This is a genomic window from Glutamicibacter bergerei (assembly GCF_054495185.1).
The window spans coordinates 2,996,502-3,015,382 of record NZ_CM137131.1; the positions used below are offsets into that span (position 1 = coordinate 2,996,502).

At 57.2% G+C, this 18,881-nt stretch carries 16 protein-coding genes; 6 read left to right on the forward strand and 10 right to left on the reverse strand.

What is annotated here, in order from left to right:
* Positions 1-82: 82 nt before the first annotated feature.
* Positions 83-880 (reverse strand): dioxygenase family protein, encoded by a 798-nt coding sequence (locus ACX5K5_RS13915; protein ID WP_188683158.1) that lies wholly within the window; start codon positions 878-880, stop codon positions 83-85.
* A 141-nt stretch (positions 881-1,021) separates the two neighbouring features.
* Between ACX5K5_RS13915 and ACX5K5_RS13920 the strand changes: the two genes are divergently transcribed.
* Positions 1,022-1,465, forward strand: a complete 444-nt coding sequence (locus ACX5K5_RS13920) for a MarR family winged helix-turn-helix transcriptional regulator (RefSeq protein ID WP_188683159.1) — start codon at positions 1,022-1,024, stop codon at positions 1,463-1,465.
* A 6-nt stretch (positions 1,466-1,471) separates the two neighbouring features.
* Here the strand turns inward: ACX5K5_RS13920 and ACX5K5_RS13925 are convergent, their stop codons facing one another.
* The gene (locus tag ACX5K5_RS13925; protein ID WP_229676936.1) at positions 1,472-4,672 is read right to left on the reverse strand and encodes a DEAD/DEAH box helicase; all 3,201 of its coding nucleotides are present in this window, start codon (positions 4,670-4,672) and stop codon (positions 1,472-1,474) included.
* Between the two features lie 167 nt (positions 4,673-4,839).
* Positions 4,840-5,697, reverse strand: a complete 858-nt coding sequence (locus tag ACX5K5_RS13930) for a helix-turn-helix transcriptional regulator (protein WP_459174564.1) — start codon at positions 5,695-5,697, stop codon at positions 4,840-4,842.
* Positions 5,698-5,998: 301 nt separating this feature from the next.
* On the opposite strand from ACX5K5_RS13930, the gene ACX5K5_RS13935 reads away from it, so the two are divergent.
* Entirely contained in the window at positions 5,999-7,294 is a 1,296-nt protein-coding gene (locus tag ACX5K5_RS13935; RefSeq protein ID WP_188683165.1) for a benzoate/H(+) symporter BenE family transporter, read from the forward strand.
* 100 nt (positions 7,295-7,394) lie between these two features.
* Here the strand turns inward: ACX5K5_RS13935 and ACX5K5_RS13940 are convergent, their stop codons facing one another.
* Positions 7,395-8,102 (reverse strand): FadR/GntR family transcriptional regulator, encoded by a 708-nt coding sequence (locus ACX5K5_RS13940; protein ID WP_096254866.1) that lies wholly within the window; start codon positions 8,100-8,102, stop codon positions 7,395-7,397.
* 28 nt (positions 8,103-8,130) lie between these two features.
* Positions 8,131-9,843, reverse strand: coding sequence for an L-lactate permease (locus ACX5K5_RS13945; protein ID WP_229676937.1), 1,713 nt, complete (start codon positions 9,841-9,843; stop codon positions 8,131-8,133).
* Between the two features lie 110 nt (positions 9,844-9,953).
* On the opposite strand from ACX5K5_RS13945, the gene ACX5K5_RS13950 reads away from it, so the two are divergent.
* Genes ACX5K5_RS13950 through ACX5K5_RS13960 form a run of 3 tightly spaced genes read left to right on the forward strand, consistent with a single transcriptional unit; the run spans position 9,954 to position 12,816 of the window.
* The gene (locus ACX5K5_RS13950; protein ID WP_096254864.1) at positions 9,954-10,718 is read left to right on the forward strand and encodes a (Fe-S)-binding protein; all 765 of its coding nucleotides are present in this window, start codon (positions 9,954-9,956) and stop codon (positions 10,716-10,718) included.
* A gap of 17 nt (positions 10,719-10,735) precedes the next feature.
* The gene (locus ACX5K5_RS13955) at positions 10,736-12,187 is read left to right on the forward strand and encodes a LutB/LldF family L-lactate oxidation iron-sulfur protein (protein ID WP_382411740.1); all 1,452 of its coding nucleotides are present in this window, start codon (positions 10,736-10,738) and stop codon (positions 12,185-12,187) included.
* Positions 12,184-12,816 (forward strand): LutC/YkgG family protein, encoded by a 633-nt coding sequence (locus ACX5K5_RS13960; protein ID WP_188683169.1) that lies wholly within the window; start codon positions 12,184-12,186, stop codon positions 12,814-12,816. Before ACX5K5_RS13955 ends, ACX5K5_RS13960 begins: the two co-directional genes overlap by 4 nt.
* A gap of 90 nt (positions 12,817-12,906) precedes the next feature.
* On the opposite strand, the gene aztD is transcribed toward ACX5K5_RS13960, so the two are convergent.
* From aztD to aztB, 4 genes are read right to left on the reverse strand one after another with little or no spacing between them, the layout of a single operon-like run.
* On the reverse strand, positions 12,907-14,073 hold the full coding sequence (aztD, locus tag ACX5K5_RS13965; RefSeq protein ID WP_459174565.1) for a zinc metallochaperone AztD: 1,167 nt from the start codon (positions 14,071-14,073) through the stop codon (positions 12,907-12,909).
* A 21-nt stretch (positions 14,074-14,094) separates the two neighbouring features.
* A complete protein-coding gene (locus tag ACX5K5_RS13970) occupies positions 14,095-15,006 on the reverse strand; it encodes a metal ABC transporter substrate-binding protein (protein WP_188683173.1) in 912 nt (303 codons plus the stop codon).
* 11 nt (positions 15,007-15,017) lie between these two features.
* Positions 15,018-16,271, reverse strand: coding sequence for a YncE family protein (locus ACX5K5_RS13975; protein WP_096254860.1), 1,254 nt, complete (start codon positions 16,269-16,271; stop codon positions 15,018-15,020).
* Positions 16,268-17,122: a zinc ABC transporter permease AztB gene (gene aztB, locus ACX5K5_RS13980; protein ID WP_346059476.1), complete on the reverse strand. Its 855-nt coding sequence runs from the start codon at positions 17,120-17,122 to the stop codon at positions 16,268-16,270. The genes ACX5K5_RS13975 and aztB overlap by 4 nt, the downstream gene beginning before the upstream one ends.
* A 53-nt stretch (positions 17,123-17,175) precedes the next feature.
* On the opposite strand from aztB, the gene ACX5K5_RS13985 reads away from it, so the two are divergent.
* Complete coding sequence (locus tag ACX5K5_RS13985; protein WP_346059477.1) at positions 17,176-17,826, forward strand: metal ABC transporter ATP-binding protein; 651 nt, start codon at positions 17,176-17,178, stop codon at positions 17,824-17,826.
* 188 nt (positions 17,827-18,014) lie between these two features.
* Here ACX5K5_RS13985 and ACX5K5_RS13990 read toward each other — a convergent pair whose 3' ends face one another.
* Complete coding sequence (locus ACX5K5_RS13990; protein ID WP_346059478.1) at positions 18,015-18,809, reverse strand: IclR family transcriptional regulator; 795 nt, start codon at positions 18,807-18,809, stop codon at positions 18,015-18,017.
* Between the last annotated feature and the right edge of the window lie 72 nt (positions 18,810-18,881).

Here is an 18,881-nt window from a genome sequence, read left to right on the forward strand (position 1 = left end):
ACAAGTTTGGGGTTGTTCGCCAGCTGGCGAACAACCCCAAACTTGTGTCGGTGACTACACAACCGCCGCTGGAAACCAGCTTTTAGGTGAGCGTCCAGGATCGTTTGGACAGGCCGTACCAGAAGCCGTCGATGGCAGTCTTCGCATCGATGCCACCGGATGCATAAGCGGCACCGAGCGAAACGTAGAGCGGAGCCCAGTGCTCGGAGCGCGGGTGTGCCTCACGAGCGGCCGGGGCCTTATGCATGAAGTCGAGGATCGAGTCCACATCCCCGCGCGCCATTGCCTCTTCGGCCCAGTGATCAAATTCGCTGGATGCGCTCGGTGGGGTGGTATCGGCGCCCGCGGCAGGATTGAACCAGCGCAGGTTGTGGGTGGTGAAGCCGGAGCCGACAATGAGGGTTCCACGTTCACGCAAGGGAGCCAATGATTTGCCCAGCTCAAAGAGCCCTGCCGGATCCAGTGTCGGCATGGACATCTGCACCACCGGAACATCAGCCTCCGGGAACATTTCTTTGAGCGGAACATAAGCACCGTGATCCAGTCCGCGGCTCTCGTCACGTTCCACGTGGTGACCGTGAGTGGCGGTCAGCCGTTCCACTTCAAGAGCAAGGTCCGGAGCCATGGGCGCGTCATAGCGAACATCATAGTATTTCTGCGGAAAACCCCAGAAGTCGTAAACCAGCTCGTTTTTCTGCGTTGTTGCACTGAGCGTGACCGGAGCATTCTCCCAGTGCGCGGAGATCATGAGAATATCTTTGGGCTTATTAATGGTGTTTGACCAGTCGGCCAGCTCGCTGGTCCACCGGGCATCGTCGGCCAGCGGCGGGGCGCCGTGGCTCAGGAATAAGACTGGGGGAAGTTCTGCTGGCTGTGTCATGAATTCAGCATACATGAATATAGTTGAAGGTTAAAGCTTTTTCTTTGTTGCCTAAGATACGGCTCGTCGCAATTCGGATCCAGAGTCTTAGTAGCGAGTAAATTGTCAACGGTGGGCTCACTGATCACTAGACTAGAAGCCATGCACGATGAAAAGCTGCTTAACCTGGTGGAAAAAGAATTCACTGCCACATTGCTTCGCGCCCGGCAATCGCTCCGCGATCGCGCGAGATCTATCCACCCAGATCTTCAAGCACCCGGCTACCGAATCCTCGCGTTTTTGATCCACAACGACGCCCAGCAACAAGGTGTTCTTGCCGAGCACCTTGAGCTGGATAAGGCCACTATCTCCCGGATGGTTAAACAGCTTGAAACCATGGGTCTAATTACACGTACCCCGGACCCTGCCGATGGACGCGCCCAGCTGGTCTCAATCACCCCTAGCGCGCAGGAGGCGTGGAAGGTCAGCGGCCACACCCTGCGCACCCGGCTTCACAGTCGCCTGTCCGAATGGGACGAAGCAGACGTACGCCGCTTCGCAGACCTATTGCACCGAATGAATGAAGACCGAGAAGTCGGCAGCTAGAAGTCCTTACTCAAGCAACGCAAGGAAGTCATCGGTATCCAAAGTGGTTGCCGAGGCCATCTGATCCGAATCTCCCAGTACATCGTTAAAGAGCTGGGTTTTCTTAGCTTGCAAAGCCAAAACCTTGTCTTCAATCGTGTCCTTGGCAACCAACCGGTAAACATAGACCGGCTTGTCCTGGCCGATACGGTGCGCCCTGTCGATAGCTTGGGCTTCTGCCGCCGGGTTCCACCACGGATCCAGCAAAATGCAGTAGTCAGCGGCGGTCAGATTGATGCCAAACCCACCAGACTTCAGCGAGATGAAGAAGACCGGGAATTTACCGGCACCAAAGTCCTCAATCAGCTGACGTCGCCTCGCACCGCTGGTGCTTCCATCCAAGTAACCGGTCTCAAAGCCAAGTCCGAGCGCTACCCCACGGGCCTTGGATAAGAACGAAGTGAATTGGCTGAAGACCAAGATCTTGTGCCCCTCGGCCACAGCGTCTTCCAGCAAAGATTGCAGAAGCTCCAGCTTGGCGCTTGGCCCGTTGCCTTCATCTACCAGCGAAGGATCCAACGCGAGCTGGCGCAGCAAAGTCAGCGACTGCAAGATTTTGAAACGGTTGGAATCAACATCTTGGACTAGTCCCAAAACTTCTTGTCGCACCCGCTGAAAGCGCCGGTCATAGGCTTTGCGGTGTGCCGGTTCCAACTCGACGTGGATGACCTGTTCGGTCTTCGCCGGAAGATCCTTGGCTACCTGGTCCTTGGTGCGGCGCAACACAAATGGGCGCAAGCGTTTCTTCAGCCGCTGCATACGCGAACCATCGCCGGAAGCGATGGGTTTGGAGTAGTTATCCTTGAATGCTTTCAGTCCTCCCAGGAGCCCGGGCGCGGCCAGAGACGTCAACGCCCAAAGTTCCAAGAGGTTATTTTCCACCGGGGTGCCGGTGACCACAAATTTGCAAGGGATCTGAATTTGGCGGACCTGCTTGTATCCCTTAGAGACATGGTTTTTCACCATCTGCGCCTCATCCAGGATCAGTACCGAGAAACCCAGATCCTCAAACTGCTCAAAATCCAATCGGAAAATTGCGTAGCTAGTCACTACCAGCTGCGCTTCCCTCACTACTTCGGCCACGCTGCTGCGCCGCTTGGTGCTCGTTTCGCCCAACGCTACCGTGCTCAATTGCGGGGTGAATTTCTCCGCCTCGCTCGCCCAGTTGCCAACAACCGAGGTCGGTGCGACCACCAGATATTTGGCCTGCGGATCTTCAATGCGCGCCTTGTCCAAGGCGGCTAATAGCTGAACAGTTTTGCCCAGCCCCATGTCGTCGGCCAGCACCCCGCCGAGCTGATGACGACGCAAGAAGTCCAACCAGTTCAGTCCTTGCTGCTGATAATCGCGCAAGGTTGCGGTGAAACTTTCGGGAACCTCAACATGCTCGGGACCTTGCGCACCGGTCAGTTTCGCCATGGCGGCGAGCCACTCATTTTCTTGCGCTTCAATAATTCCCAGGGCAAGAAGTTCCTGCCACCAATCAATGCTCAGACGGTGCATCCGCACCCCGGAGGTGGTGCTCTGCGCTAGCTCGCCGGCCTCTGAGATCAGTTGCCGCAGGGCATGGAATTCTTCGCCATTGATGGGGACAACTTGGGCATCTTCCAACACCAGGTAGTCGTCCCCGGCGCTGAGCGCACTAAACAGTTCGACAAAGGGAATCTGACGTTCGGCAAGCTTGATATCGACGTTCAAGTCGAACCAATCATTGCTCGCTTCGCCCACACCAATGTTGACTACCGCTTGGCCTGGGGCCATCCGATAGTCTGGGACCGCGTTTTGCTCATCAACTTGTACGTCCGGGTGTTCGCGCAACAATGGCAAGGTGTCCAGCACAAAGTCGATGCTCGCACTCAAATTCAGCTGCAAAGACGCGAAACTTCCCGTACTGCTCTGAATCAACGGGTGTTCGGTTCCCACCTTGTCCAAAACGCTGTGCAGGATCTCTTGTTCCACGGCACGCTGCCTTGGACCAGCGTCGGTGTAGTGCCAGGAGAATTCACCGGTCAGTTCGTTGAGCGAGTGACGTAGTTGAAGCTTCAGCACCGGACGGGAAGGCTCTGGTACTTGGTAGCTTCCATCAGAGCTGTCTAGCGGCGCCACTCGGCGCACGCGTGGCATGAAGAGGTGGTTGAACTCGGGGATCTGGTCTCTAGGGATCTGTACTGGACCGTTGCGGACCAGCTCAATGAGTTCGTTGGTAATCGCCGGTTCAAAACAAGCCAGGTGTAAACTTTTGGCCTTCTCCGGGTTTCCCTCGCAGAAGATCGCTGCTGCTGGTGGCGTTCCGACGGCGATCATCGAGGTCGGAAATCCTTCGGGAGCCACAATTTTTGGTTCCAGCCTTAGGCCCTGATCATCTTCTATGAAATTCACCAGCCCCTGTGCGGGTGCCAGCGGGAAGTTGATCGGTTCTTTGGTTTTTGCTGAAACCACGCTCACACCCGAATCACGGATGCTTTTCAGGATACGACCTAGTTCTTCTCCGGGCAGCATATTCAGCGTCACCCAGTCGTTGCCCCAGTGATCGTAATAATGGGATTCGCTCATGCGCAGTGAGATCCCATGAAGATCCATCATGACTCGGCGTTGGGTGGCATCAAATCTTTTGTCGTACGCCAGGTGGCTCCAGGAGACGCCGCTTTGCACCCACGGCGATCGAATGCCCGGTTGCGCGGGACGCACCTTCACATCATAGGCATCGTGCTTACGATATTTTTCGTGGACTATCGAGACCAGCAGGCCAAGCGGGATCGTTTCAATCTCTGTTTCCAGCGCCGGCAATAACGCATGCAATGAACGCTGCCAGTGTGGCACCGGGCGTGGGCTGTCTCCGTCGTGTTCCTCCAGCTTTGGGTCATCGTTGACCGTCAGTTCTTCGTCCGGGTTTCGGGTGAGATACAGTCCCAGCGCGGCTACGTGTTTGCAGGGCCCTTCCAATTCCTTGGCCGTGCAGTTAAACCGGTAGCGGACCTTGCCGTGGATTAGTTCCAGTTGCATGAAAACCTCGGCGTCAGCCACGTCCGCATACACCCGGCTCATCGCGGTACTTTGCACCCAACGGTACGGGCTCACCTCGCCGGAACTCATGATGAGGCTTCCCTCCATCATGGTCCGAGCGGCAAAGTGCCCATTCAGATCGGGAAAAGTCAGGGTGTATTCCATGTCCACCATTCGTTGCAGCGCGGGCCAAAAACTTTGACTGCTACCAGTCTATTTTGTTTCGCCCTAGCATTAGGTACGGCTAGGCATTCAGTCTGAATACTTCTGAAAATGGCCATTTCACAAGGTCTTATGACCTGCCGGGCAGGGGCTAATTTCCTGCATAGTACTCACGGCGTACGGGATGAGCGTTTTGAATCATCGTGGATCCACGAAGCTAAGGTCCGCATTTTTGCTTCAGAAGCAGAACCGGGTTCAGTTGTATAGATAAACATGGTCTGGTCAGCTACTCCGGTGACATCCAGTGCTTCATAGCCGATCTCTAGTTCGCCAACCAGTGGATGGCTGAGCCTTTTCACCCCGTCTCGGCGTTCAACGACGCGGCGATCGGCCCACCAGGTGCGAAATTCTTCGCTGTGTAGGGATAATTCACCGACCAACTGTGCAAGTAATGGGTCGTGTGGATGCCTTCCGGCGTCCAAACGCAAAGTACCCACCATGGAGGAGGCAACCTTTTCCCAGTCGAGGTATCTGGAACGCGCTTCAGGATCCAAAAATGCCCAGCGGATGAGGCTGCGTTCGCGCACGGGCTTGGCCATGACATCGGTCAAGAGGAAGGCGGCCAACGGATTCATTGCCAAGATCTCCGTTCGCCGGCCTCTAATGAATGCTGGGTGTTCGGTGAAGGAGTCCAATAACGCGTGTAGTGATGGGCGTACCCTTTGAGCTCGTTTGTCGAGTTTGTTGCCGTTGGGATCTGCCACGGCTCTAGCGAGATCAAAAAGATGGCGAGAGGCCGTTTCATCTAATTGCAGTGCCCGAGACAGCGCATTGAGCACCGATTGGGAGGGGCGTTTATGCCGTCCTTGCTCAAGACGCGCGTAGTAGTCCGCGCTAACCCCTGCCAGTGTTGCTACTTCTTCACGGCGCAAACCGGCGACACGACGGCGTGGGCCACCGTCGCCACTGGGGGCGACTAGTGCTCGACGTGCCTTGAGAAAATCACCAAGTTCGGTACCGGGAGTCATCTCCAAGCTCCTTTCACCACAGAACCAGAGATTGTTCTCCATGGTAGGCAGATGAGCCAAAACTACGCATCTTGTGACCTGTTATTGCTCTGATTCAATGCGTGCACTCTGCGTACTGACCCTACAAGTAGCAGCGATAAAAACGATGTTTTGGCCAGAAAGTGAACCCGCCTGACTGATCCTAGGTATGCCAGTCCTAGGATCAGCTAGGTGCTCCCCATGGCTTAAATGTCGGCACTTCTCTGATGAACTGAATAGGTACAAAAATCTCGATACTCCGCGACATTACCTAGGAGCTGCAATGAGCACTGTCCCGCCTGGCTCCAAGCTGAGCGAAGAGCCCGTAGTCGAAACCTCCCAACGCCAGCCGCTCATTGAGCGTCCCGGCGTTGCTCCGGCAGGGTTCCGTCAACTGATGAGGGACATCGGCCCGAATTACGTCTCCAACGGGGTCATCGGGTTGATATTCTCTTCTTCGGGACCAATCGCTGTGACCTTGGCTGTCGGAATGGCTGGTGGGCTCACCGAAGGGCAACTAGCTTCGTGGGTATTCGCGATATTCCTCTCCGCAGGACTCGCAACGTTGATCATGTCGTTGATCTACCGCCAGCCGCTGGGTTTCGCTTGGTCTATACCAGGCACTGTCCTGCTTGGCCCATCGTTGCAACATTTACCGTTTACAGAAGTCGTCGGCGTATTTTTCACCTCTGGCCTACTCATTCTTGCGTTGGGGTCCACCGGGGTGGTGCGCCGCATTATGTCGGCTATTCCCATGCCCATCGTCATGGCTATGGTTGCGGCGGTCTTCTTACGGTTCGGCACCGACATTGTTTCCTCCACCCAGAGCAACCTCATCGTGGCCGGGCCGATGGTATTGGCTTTCCTTCTGCTCAGCGCGGTTCCAGCCCTGGGTAAATATTTGCCCCCAGTGCTGGGAACCTTGGTTGTCGGTATTGCGGCAGTGGCGCTCAGCGGACAATTTGCATTGCAGTCAGCCGGTGGCCCGATTCTGGCCGCTCCGGAGTTCACCTCCCCTAGCTTTACGTGGGCCTCCCAGGTGGAGCTTTTATTGCCGTTGGTGTTGACCGCACTGGTGGTACAAAACGGGCAGGGTGTGGCAGTGTTGCGCGCTGCCGGTCACCGGCCACCCATCAATTCCTTCGCTATCGCCACCGGTGGATTCTCGGTGCTCAATGCCTGCTTCGGCGCGGTATCGGCCTGTGTCACCGGACCAACCAATAGCCTGTTGACCTCATCTGGCGAAAAACACCGGCAATACAGTGCTGCGGTAGTTTATGGTTCACTGTCTTTGGTCTTTGCGTTGTTTGCACCATTGTTGACCCGGCTTATGCTGGCAACTCCTGAAGCCTTCGTGCTTGCTTTGGGTGGTATCGCGATGCTTAAAGCTTTGCAGCAAGCCTTCGTCACAGCATTCGCCACTAAGTTCACCATGGGCGCTCTCATTACTTTTGTCGTGACGATTTCCGGGATGAACTTATTTAATATTCATGCTGCATTCTGGGGAATTCTTATCGGTTACTTTGCGTCGCGTCTCTTGGAACGCAACGACCATACGGCAGCCAAACTACAGGCCTAGCCCCAACGTACCTAGTGCCGAAACGTGGATATCGAAAAACAAAAATCTCCGGTAGCCTTCCAATTTTGTTGGAAGGCTACCGGAGATTTTCTTTGAACTCTTAGCGCGTCTGCGAGTAGAACCAGGTGATGTGTTCTTCTATCAGCTGCGCAGCACGTTCGCGCTGGTTAGTGGCGAAAGCGTGATGGATCGCCTTGTGCTGGCGTCGCAGCACACGCACGACCGGCTGCCAAGATTCGTCGTTGGGAATCGATTCAGCAACATAATGGCTGATCGAATGCCTCAAGGATTCCATCATCGACTCCACGACGGTATTTCCCGCCATGGAGGCTAACAGCACGTGGAATTCTGCATCGATGCGGTGAAATTCTTCGCGAGATAGCTGCGCGTCGTCCATGCGCATAATCAACACCGCAGTGCGATCAATGACCTGCTGCGCATGGAGCGGGTTACGTGGAGGCATCTGTGCGGCCCACGTTTCCAACAAAATACGCGACTCAACGATCTCGCGGACGTTGATCCCTTTTGCTGCCAAGTGCATGCGAAGGGCCTGCGAGATTCCGGCAGCAGGGTTGGAGATGATTACGGCACCCGAATTTGGTCCGGACCCCGTTGAAGTCTTCACCAATCCCAGCACATCAAGAATTCTGATGGCATCACGTACCGAAGCACGAGAAATCTGATGCTGCTCCGCGAGCGCACGCTCGCCGGGGAGCTGGTCCCCTAGGGCGAGTTTTCCCGAACGCAGGTCTGACTCGATTGAGTCGAGGACAACTTGGTACGCACGCGGAGCTGGATTTATAGACATCAGTAGACCATTTTAGCCTTGAACTCGATTATGGAAGCATCCAAGACAACACCGGGGTGGACTGCAGGTAAACCAGGGTGCAAAGCACCAGCAACATACCAACGGACCAGCCAGCGACCTTCTTCAGGATGACCGACTCTTGGCCCTCCATCTTTACCGCGGTGGCAGCGATTGCCAGGTTCTGCGGCGAGATCAGCTTGCCGACCACGCCGCCGGAGGTGTTCGCAGCAACCAACAGGGTTGGGTCGATTCCGGCATTGACGCCGGCCGTCTGCTGTAGCTTGGCGAACAGTGCGTTAGCCGAGGTGTCCGATCCGGTCACTGCGGTACCAATCCAGCCCAAGATTGGCGAGAGGAATGCGAAGAATCCTCCGGCGCCAGCAAGCCAGGTACCTACGGTGATTGTCTGTCCGGAAAGGTTCATGACGTAAGCCAGGCCCAGAACCGACAGGATGGTCAACGCTGCGTAACGCATGTTGTAGATGGTCTTGCCAACTTCGGCCAGCCCTTCGCCAAAGGTCATCGCATATTCACCATTGCCGGTATTACGCGAGTAAACAAAGGCAACAATCACGCCGGTAATCAGCAACAAGGTGCCAGGCGATGATAGCCATTGGAAGTTGTAGATCGTGGATGATACTGGTTCGCCGGCGGCATTCAAGATGTTGCCGTCCAGTCCTGGCCAGCCGAACTTGATGTCGGTACTTGCCAGCCACTTAGGAATATCAACGCCCAGCTTCCACAGTTTGGCCACACCGAAGATCACGATGACCAGCAGGTAAGGGAACAAAGCCATCCAGGTGTTGGCTCCGTGAAGCTTCTGATTACGCTCAACAGGTTCTGCGGCTGCTTCAGCTGTCAGCACACGCTGGCGGGCCTCATCGGCACCCTTCGGAGTCCAGAAACGAAGCAGTATAACGGCAGCGGCCAAACCAACGAGCGAAGCAACAATGTCGGTCAGTTCGTAGGAGAAGTAGGTCGCGCAAAGCCACTGGGCAATACCGAAGGAAATACCAATGGTCAGGGTGGCTGGAAGTGTCTGACGCATACCGCGCCAGCCATCGATAACCAACACCAAAATCGAAGGAACAAACAATGCCAGCAGTGGTGATTGGTGACCAACAACGGCGCCAATGTCTGCGGCCGGGATTCCGGTCAATGCACCAGCGGTGGTGATCGGGATAGCCACGGCGCCGAAGGCAACCGGAGCGGTGTTAGCGATCAGTACCGCGCAGGCTGCGCGCAGTGGGGCCAGACCAAGAGCCAGCAACATGGTTGCGGTAATTGCCACGGGGGCGCCGAAACCTGCCAGCGCTTCAAGCAGGCCACCGAAGCAGAAGGCTATCAATACCGCTTGGATGCGAACGTCTCCGCCGCCGATTACGTCAAAGACGCGACGCAGATCCTCGAACCGACCGGATTTAACCGTCACCTGGTAGAGGAAGATAGCCATGACAACGATCCAGACGATCGGGAAGGCACCGAAGACCATGCCCATCACGCCGGAGTTTAGTGCCATCCCGACCGGCATTTGCCAGCCGAAAATTGCGATGATGATGGCAACTACTAAGGAGCCAAGACCGGCGACGTGCGCCTTAGTCTTGATTACTGCCAGCAGAACAAAGAAAGTGAGAAGTGGGATCAAAGCAATAAGTGCCGAGATCGCAACACTTCCTGCTACAGGATCCGTTGTTGGTGTAAACACGGTGTGGGCGTCCTTACTCGAAGTTGGTCTGACCATATGTGGTCCGACCACCTAGCGTACAAGGTGAGGGCCATCACAACAAGTCTTGACTTATAGAAAGTTCAACGCATAGTATGGTCAGACCACACTTCGAAAGAGTTATTACTATGCGGATTGCTCTCTTTGCCACATGCATCGTGGATGCCATGTACCCCGAAACCGCCAAGTCGACCGTGAAAATCCTGGAACGCTTGGGTCATGAAGTCGTATTTCCCAAGGCTCAGGCCTGCTGTGGGCAAATGCACATCAATTCCGGATATATGCCTGAAGCCCTGCCTGTGGTGGAAAACCACATCAATGCCTTTGACACCGATGACTACGATGTTGCGGTGGCCCCCTCGGGTTCCTGCGTCGCTTCGGTCAAACACCAGCACCCCATCCTCGCGGAGCGACTAGGCAAACCCGAGCTGAAGGAACGCGCGATAGCGGTGGGCAAACGCACCTATGAACTCTCCCAGCTGCTCGTTGATGTCCTGGGAATAACTAACGCCGCCGAGCAACTCGGCAGCTACTTCCCCGACACCATCACCTACCACCCCTCCTGCCACGGTATGCGTTCTCTGAAACTCGGCGACCGCCAGCTGGATCTGCTTAAGACCGTCGGCGGCATCACCGTCGAGGAACTTCCCGAAGCAGATCAGTGCTGCGGCTTCGGCGGCACCTTCTCCATCAAGAACGCGGATGTTTCTTCGGCCATGCTCGAAGACAAGATGAAAAACATCTGTTCCACCGGAGCCTCGGCCTGCGCCGGCGGCGACGCGTCCTGCCTCATGCACATCGGTGGCGGCCTGTCGCGCACCGGTGCCAAACCAAAAACTCTGCACCTAGCCGATATCTTGGCTAGCACCATGGAAGAGACGGTGACACTGTGACACAGGTATTCCTCGGCATGCCGGCCCCCGGTCATGGAAACCTCTTTGAAGAGGAACCATTCCCGCAGGCAGCACATCGCGAATTGGGCAATACCCAGATGCGCAAGAACCTGCGCCACGCAACCCACACCATTCGCGACAAGCGTTTGAAGGTTGTTGGCGAACTTCCCGACTGGGAGCAGCTGCGCGATGCGGGCGCGGCCATCAAGAACAACGCCATGGCCAACCTCGAAGAGCTGCTATTGCAGTTCGAGAAGAACTTCACCGCCCGTGGCGGCATCGTCCACTGGGCACGTGACGCCTCCGAGGCGAACAAGATCGTCACACAGCTGGTCAAGGACACCGGTTCCACTGAGGTTGTCAAGGTCAAATCCATGGCCACGCAGGAAATCGGCCTTAACGAGCACCTGGAAACCGAAGGCATCTCCGCTTTCGAAACCGACCTCGCCGAGCTGATTGTCCAGCTGGGTCATGACAAGCCAAGCCACATCCTGGTTCCGGCGATTCACAAGAACCGCACCCAGGTACGGGATATCTTCTTGCAGGAAATGCCGGAGGTTGACCCAAACCTCACCGATGATCCCAGCAAGCTAGCCGACGCCGCGCGTACCCACCTGCGCAAGAAATTCCTTGCCGCCAAGGTCGCCATCTCCGGTGCGAACTTTGCGCTGGCAGACACCGGAACCCTAGGCGTAGTGGAATCCGAAGGCAACGGACGGATGTGCCTGACCCTCCCGGAAACCCTGATTACCGTGATGGGTATCGAAAAGGTCCTGCCACAGTGGGAAGACCTGGAAGTCTTCATGCAGCTGCTTCCGCGTTCCTCCACCGGCGAGCGAATGAACCCGTATACCTCGTTGTGGACCGGCGCGAGCGCCGATGATGGACCGCGCAACGTGCACATCGTGCTGCTGGACAACGGACGCACCCGCGCATTGTCGGACCGTTTTGGGCGCACCGCGTTGAACTGCATCCGCTGCTCGGCCTGCATGAACGTCTGCCCGGTCTACGAGCGCACCGGCGGCCACGCCTACGGTTCAACTTATCCGGGCCCCATCGGCGCGATCCTCTCGCCGCTGATGACCGGCATCGAGGCCGAGGACAACGGTTCGCTGCCTTACGCCTCCTCCCTATGCGGGGCCTGTTATGACGCTTGCCCGGTGAAGATCAACATCCCCGAAATCCTGGTCCACCTGCGTGGCGAAGATGTGGATACCAAGCGCGAGACGCACAAGATCCCGACCCAGATGGACCTGCTGATGAAGGGCGGCTCCTGGGCGCTGGGCAAGGGCAAGAATATTGGCCTGCTGGAAAAGGCACTGCCGCTGGGCCGCCTGATGGCCGGCAAGGATAAGAAGATCAAGAAGCTTCCTGGTATCGCAGCGGGCTGGACCCAGAGCCGCGATATCCCAGCCCCGCCAAATAAGTCTTTCCGCGACTGGTGGAGTGACCAGAAGGAGTCCAAGTGAGTGCCAAAGAAGAAATCCTTAGCCGCATCCGCTCGGCGCTATCGGACGCACCGGTCGCCGAGGAAACTCCGCGCGAATACCGCACCAGTTCCCAGATGCCCGAGGAAGAACTGATCGAGCTGCTCGTTGACCGCCTAATCGATTACAAGGCCGGTGTTGAGGTCATCAACTCCGCGCAGATTCCAGAGTTTGTGGCGGCGAAGCTCAAGGATGCCAACTCGGTCGTTTACCCCCACGGGCTGGAACAACGCTGGCTCTCCGAGCTGCCAACGGGCATCACCCAGATCCCCGATGCGCCCGGTGCACGTTTGAGCGTGGCACAGCTGGATGCGACCAGCGCGGTAGTGACCTCCTCACAGGTTTCCATTGCCGAATCCGGAACCATCATCCTGGACGGCGAACCTAACCAGGGCCGCCGTGCAATCTCGCTGGTTCCGGATCATCACCTGTGCATCGTTCCGGTCTCCAGCATTGTGCGGCTGCTTCCCGAGGCCATGGTGCGGTTGACCATCACTCGCCCACTGACTTGGATCTCCGGCCCTTCGGCCACCAGTGATATCGAGTTGGAGCGTGTTGAAGGGGTACACGGCCCACGTACCTTGGACGTGCTGCTGGTGCGCGGACTGTAGTCCACACCGCACCGCGAGAAGCCTTCATGGCCGGATCCCGTTCCTGAACTTCCAAGGGGATCCGGCCATGAATCTTTTAATCCCCGCCGCCTACTTGGTGGTGAGGGCCATTTCATTCGGTGCGTGCTCCAACTGCACCGAGGACTTCTTCTCACCGGTAGCCAGATCTACCGCATGGATGGACTTGGTTGCCGGGTCAGCCACGTAGGCAGTATTTCCATCGATACGCAGCGAGGGGTGCGGATCCTGCCACTGGGCAGGGTCTTCCCACGGCTCGATGACCTTAAAGTCACGGGTAATCTTCCCGCTGCGTGGATCGATCACGTGAATCTTACCGTCCATGCCCAGCAAGTAACCCAGATCCTGCGGTCCACGCGCTATCCCCCGCCAGGTGTATTCCGCGCCTTGAGGTAAGCCGACCACCTTGGAGGTCTGCTTGGCGGCATCGATCAGGACGATCTGGTCAAGCAGTGTTCCTTCCGCGTCGGGGTCATCCTTGTAATCGCCGATGACCAGTTCGCTGGTCGGCGACACATAGGCGTTGCCCATCCGCCCGTAGGCATCTGGTGCTTTCAACTTAGTGAACTTAGCATCCGCGTAAATCAGAGCCCCGTCCTCGCAGCCAAAGACCGCGCGGCCCTGGCCAGTCATTCCTTCACCATGCACGTTCGGGCAATCGGTATTCCGTGCGGTCTCCTCGCCTTGGGCGTCCACGAGCCTCACCCCGCTGCGTGCGGTGGCATCTCCGATGGTGGTCAGCACCGATCCATCGTCAAGGGCCACCGAAACACCATGATGCGCAGGTGAAGTAATGGTTTTGGTTTCGGGCAGCTGGTCTGTGCTTTTCGACAGCTCCACGGTCTCAAAGAGGGTGGTGGCACCCGTACCATCGTCAAAGAGCGCGGTCTTTCCCGCATGCGGGACCACGTGTCCGGCAGCGCTTGCTCCGAAAACGCTCTGTCGCAGCGCCGGTGCGACTGCGTCCAGAACTTGGAACCCGGCCGAGGTGGTCAGCAGAAAGTTGCGTCCGTCCCCTGCCGAATTCAGCCGGGTGAATTCCTCGGTATCAAAGCTTTTGATGACCTCTAGGGTCTCCCCATCCAGTACCGAAACCCCGTTGGCGTAGCCCACGGCGACACGAGGCGCGGTCAGTTCTTCCGCCGCGGCGTCACCCTGGGCCCCGCAAGCCGTGGCGCCCAGGCCCAGGACCGTCAGAATGACGGTACCGGTGATGAGGTGATGATTTTTCTTTTTCATTTTTCCCTTCATGGCTACGCGTTAATCGCGTAGTGCGTGGCTGATTTGTTCGGTATTCGCCTGCATCATCTGCAGGTACGACTCGGCACCTTGGCCCGCCATGGATAGTGATTCGGTGTAAAGATCAACGATTTTCACCTCGATTTTCGTTTCGCTGGCGAGGGCTCGCGCTAATTTGTCGGGCTGTGCCGACTCCACAAAAATTGCGGAGACCTGAGCTTCACGGATCGCGCCGCTGAGCGAGGCCAGGTCGGCAGCGCTCGGCGAAGCGAGGGTGCTCCCCGAAGGGATCACCGCGCCAATCACTTTGAGGTCGAACCGCTCTGCCAGATAGCCGAAAACGTGATGGTTCGTCACGATCTGCCGCTGCGCCGGTGGGATCGCGGAGAACGCGGTGAGCATCTGAGCGTCGAGGTCTTCAAGTTTCTGGCGGTAAGTTCCCGTGGCCGCATCCAGTGGCCCAGTTGAAATTCCAGGGATCTGTTTAAGGTCCTTCTCCAAGGCGTCGACTACCTGCACAACCCGTGCCGGGTCAGTCCAGAAATGCGGGTCCGCTGCCCCGTTCGTCCCGGGCACGTTCAGTAGCTCGATATGATCGGTGGCCACAAAGTGGTTGACTCCCTCCTCGCCAACGGCCGTGAGCTGCCGACTTAGCCCTTCCTCCAGGTTCAGGCCATTGGAAACCACAAGATCCGCGTCCTGCAGCAAAGCTGCCTGCTGGGCGGAGATCTCAAAGGAATGCGGATCAACGTTTGGCGGCATCAGGGTGTGGACTGTTGCCTGCTCCCCTACCAGATTTGTCACCACGTCGGCCAAGATATTTGTGGTGACCACGATGCTCGGTTTTTGTTCTTGCTGTCCTTGGCCCGCACATCCGGTGAGTAGTAAAAGCCCGGAAAGCACAAGTGCTAATACCTTCGTTACGTTTGCCATCTTTTGATCTTTCAATTTCCGACCTGGGTCATCCAATGTGGTGAGGTTTCAGGTGCCAAGGTGCGGGAGATGCGGGCCGAGTCCGCGAAGTCGATTTCATAGATCTTGTTTTCGCTCGGCGCATTAACGTAGGCGCGTTGCGCATCGGTTTCCAGGCTGACTCCGCGTAGCGCCTCTGGGTCCTTCACGGTGCGTGGAAGCAGTTCTTTGGTGATGCCCACGCTCTGACCGGTGGTTGTTGAATAGACCAGTACTCGTCCGCGGTCGTCAAGAGCCACAATGTGCCCCGGTGAATCCCCTACTGCGGAGACTCGCAACAGTTTGTGCTCGGTCAAAACCCGTTGCAGCTGCAGCGAACGCGTATTCAGTACCCACGCTCCGTGATCTCCTGCCACACCCGCAACTGCGGGGCGGGCTTTGCGGTGTTCCAGCGACTCTGCGCGGTCACCGGCTTTGGTCCCGGCCGGGTAGGGAACCAGGTCAAACTTCGCCGAATCATTTGCTGTTTCCGTGGCCACTAAAAACCCCTGGGCGCAGGCGATCACCAGCCCGGCCACCGTGGCGGTGGCTCCGGCGGGCTCAGCGCATTGAGCCGACGCGCCGGCGACTGGTTCGCCGGTTGCATCCAAATACTGCACGCGCATGTCTGCCGGTTTCTGCCCGGGCTGGCTGGAGATGGCTCCGTCGCCTAGGGGCGCCAGCAAACCCCGGTGAGGAGCATGGTGGGTGGTGAAGCGTTGACTGATTTCACCGTTGGCGAGCCGGGCGTTATCCAGCAATATTCCTTCACCGGTGGCCGGAACGTACACTCCCGTGCTGCCCGCCGTGGAGAGCGGTCCGCCGGTGACTACTGCCTTGGGTGCGTTGTCCAGGATTCCGATTTTCCGTGCGGTTCCCCGATAGAAATGGAAATGATCGGTGTGGTTCCAGCTCCACACCCCGCTGTCTAAAATCGTGAGCCCTTCGGCCGTGGAGGCGAAGAGGTACCGCCCATCGGTCTGCAAAGCGCTCACCTCTTCCAGCGAGTCAAGACTTGATTCGGTTTCGTTGAGCAGGTCAAACATCCCGGCTGACCCGCGCTTATCGATCGTTGCTAGGTGCAGTGGTGCTTCGGCGACTTCACGGGCGCCTTCGACAGCTCCATGCCCGGCTGCCGGTTCGTTGGTTGGCTGTTGAGATTCTTCTGTGGCACCAGATGGGAGGCATCCGGTGAGCAAGAGACTGGCGGCCAGCCCAAGAACTACCGCGTATTTAGTGGATTTCATCGAGCACTTTCTAGTTCATTGATTGCGGGTGCAGACCTGGTAAAACCCCTCGTTGCCCGGCGGAGCAGCGCAGAGAGACCGGCAAGGAGTATGGCGGTGCAGGCGATGGAGGGTCCGGCCGCGCTTTGGGCATACCAGGAAATCAAAAGGCCGCCGAACACCGACAGCATTCCGAAGACGGCGCCGAGCACCATCAGTGCCGGGATTCGAACCATCCATTGTTTAGCCGCAACCACCGGTGCCAGCAGCATCCCCACTACCAGCAGGGTTCCCACGGCACGGAATGATGCGGTGATCGCCAGGGCAACCAGCCCAACCAACATGATTTGGGCAAGTTGCGGCCTTAATCCCAGGCTCTGCGCTATTCGAGCGTCGAAGGCTGCGGCAACAAAATTCCGGTGGAACAGCTTAGCGATGACCAGGCTCACCGCTAGCGCCGCGGTGAGCGTCCACAGGTCTGACATCCCAATGGCCAAAATATCTCCAAAGAGCATGCTTGTGGCATCGGTGGCGAAACTTTTCGAATGCGAGACCACGATGATGCCTACCGAGAGCATTCCAACAAAGACCAAGCCGATGCTGGTGTCATAAGATAATTTTCCTCGCCGTTGCAGCGCACTCAGCAGAGCCGTCATGAGCAGCGCGCTGGCTCCGGCACCGAGCATGACCGGGAAACCTAGAACGGTAGCCATAGCGACTCCCGGAAGCAGCCCGTGACCGATGGCTTCACCCAAAAATGCCATGCCCCTAATGACCACCCATGTCCCGGCGATGGCACAGATGATAGCCACTAGACTGCCGCCGATGAGGGCGCGTTCCATAAAGTCAGGAGAGAAAGGATTTGTCAGCACACAGAGAAGACTAACCTTAAATGAGAATCATTATCAATTGCTATACTCGGAACATGACTAGCTCCGATACCCGCTTACTCACTCATTCCCTCTACTTCTCCTACGGAAACCGTGAAATTCTCTCAGACGTGTCGCTTTCGATTCGAGCTGGAGAAATGGTGGCCATCACCGGTGAAAACGGGTCGGGAAAATCTACCCTGCTAGAACTTATGGCCGGGACAATGACGCCGGATCGCGGACTGGTCGAACGATCCTGCCCGGTGGCCCTGGTCGTCCAACGCCCAGCGGTCCCGGCAGAACTGCCACTGACGGCGGGGGATGTCGTAGCCATGGGGACCTGGCGGTCAAAAATCACTCGAAAACAGCGACACCAGCACGTAAGCCGCGCCCTCGCACGCGTCGAGCTGACGGGCTTTGAGGCGAGGAATTTTAATGAGCTCTCCGGCGGCCAGCGCCAGCGAGTCCTAGTAGCACAAGGGCTGGTACAAAATACGGGCGTCTTACTGCTTGATGAACCGCTGGCTTCCATGGACTCCACCAGCCGCACGCTGATCCACGAGATCCTGCGTTCCGAGGTGCGCCGCGGACTGGCCGTAATGCTAGTAACCCATGATGAGGATTCCACGATGCTGGCCGATCGCAGCGTGAAATTGCAACACCACCGTACGTCTTGCCCAGAGCTGCAGTTGGCTACAGAGAGTTGATTCCAAGACCCCACCAGCGGCGAGCGCATCGAATTGCTGGCCAGAGGGACAAGAACAACGCCAGACGCGCCGCTACGAGCTGCCGATGGCACGAAGGAGAAATAGGGTCTGATCGATGCTTTGCCGATACGCCGTTCTACACGGATCTCCGTGGAACATTTTCCAAGACCCGGCCTATATTTCTTGTCCTAATGCCCTGCTATGAAGTCCGTTAGGTCTGCTTCGATGTTTTTCTTTGATTCAAAGACAGCTTGGACCAACCCCGAGTCATAAGCCTGCCGGAATCGTACTGGTGGTACTGAAACGCTCAAGCCCGCAATCACGTCACCGACCCCGTCACACAGCGCCACACCCAGCGCGTTGGTGCCAGCTTCGGTCTGCTCAAAGTTCACTGCAAACCCGGTGTTCCGCACGGTCAGAAGATCTTGTTCCAGGCCGGCAAACCAGCTTTCATCCAGCGGCTTCTGCGAAATCTTTGATTCCCGGACATACAGCTCACGAACCGCAGCTTCACCCAGCTGGGCGAGAATCACCTTACCGGCCGAGGCCGAATGCGCGTCCATTACCTCACCTTGACGGTCCCCCACCCGCAATGGACGTGAGCCTTGGACCGTAGCCAAGAACCTCACCTGGGTTCCGGCACGAACCATCAAGTTCACCGTTTCGTCGAGTCCCGCAGACAGCACCTTCATCTGCGGCAAGACTCGTTGGCGTAGTTCGGCGGTCCAAGACATGCCTGCCGGTGCAACCCCGAGTGCCGGGCCTGGAATATATCGCTGAGCGGCATCCTGGGACGCAAATCCGCGGTACACCAGCATGGCCAGCAGCCGGTGGGCGGTTGACCGGGAAACTCCGAGTTCTACGGCAGCATCGCTTAACCGCAGCGCACCGAAATCGCGGAGTAACTCGATCAACGCCAAGGCGTTATCCACCGATTCGATGGGATACGCCGGCGGCTTACGTCGAGGCTTTTTTGGCTGCATGACTTTGATTTTACGGCTTGCCGCCGGGGCCTGCATAAGCCCAGCGGAAGTCCGGAACCCGGTGCTGTTCCG

Bases quoted from the DNA above. Each gene is read 5' to 3' on its own strand.
- ACX5K5_RS13915 (WP_188683158.1), bottom strand. From the start codon at position 880: ATGACACAGCCAGCAGAACTTCCCCCAGTCTTATTCCTGAGCCACGGC.
- ACX5K5_RS13920 (WP_188683159.1), top strand. From the start codon at position 1,022: ATGCACGATGAAAAGCTGCTTAACCTGGTGGAAAAAGAATTCACTGCC.
- ACX5K5_RS13925 (WP_229676936.1), bottom strand. From the start codon at position 4,672: ATGGAATACACCCTGACTTTTCCCGATCTGAATGGGCACTTTGCCGCT.
- ACX5K5_RS13930 (WP_459174564.1), bottom strand. From the start codon at position 5,697: ATGACTCCCGGTACCGAACTTGGTGATTTTCTCAAGGCACGTCGAGCA.
- ACX5K5_RS13935 (WP_188683165.1), top strand. From the start codon at position 5,999: ATGAGCACTGTCCCGCCTGGCTCCAAGCTGAGCGAAGAGCCCGTAGTC.
- ACX5K5_RS13940 (WP_096254866.1), bottom strand. From the start codon at position 8,102: ATGTCTATAAATCCAGCTCCGCGTGCGTACCAAGTTGTCCTCGACTCA.
- ACX5K5_RS13945 (WP_229676937.1), bottom strand. From the start codon at position 9,843: ATGGTCAGACCAACTTCGAGTAAGGACGCCCACACCGTGTTTACACCA.
- ACX5K5_RS13950 (WP_096254864.1), top strand. From the start codon at position 9,954: ATGCGGATTGCTCTCTTTGCCACATGCATCGTGGATGCCATGTACCCC.
- ACX5K5_RS13955 (WP_382411740.1), top strand. From the start codon at position 10,736: ATGCCGGCCCCCGGTCATGGAAACCTCTTTGAAGAGGAACCATTCCCG.
- aztD (WP_459174565.1), bottom strand. From the start codon at position 14,073: ATGAAAAAGAAAAATCATCACCTCATCACCGGTACCGTCATTCTGACG.
- ACX5K5_RS13970 (WP_188683173.1), bottom strand. From the start codon at position 15,006: ATGGCAAACGTAACGAAGGTATTAGCACTTGTGCTTTCCGGGCTTTTA.
- ACX5K5_RS13975 (WP_096254860.1), bottom strand. From the start codon at position 16,271: ATGAAATCCACTAAATACGCGGTAGTTCTTGGGCTGGCCGCCAGTCTC.
- ACX5K5_RS13985 (WP_346059477.1), top strand. From the start codon at position 17,176: ATGACTAGCTCCGATACCCGCTTACTCACTCATTCCCTCTACTTCTCC.
- ACX5K5_RS13990 (WP_346059478.1), bottom strand. From the start codon at position 18,809: ATGCAGCCAAAAAAGCCTCGACGTAAGCCGCCGGCGTATCCCATCGAA.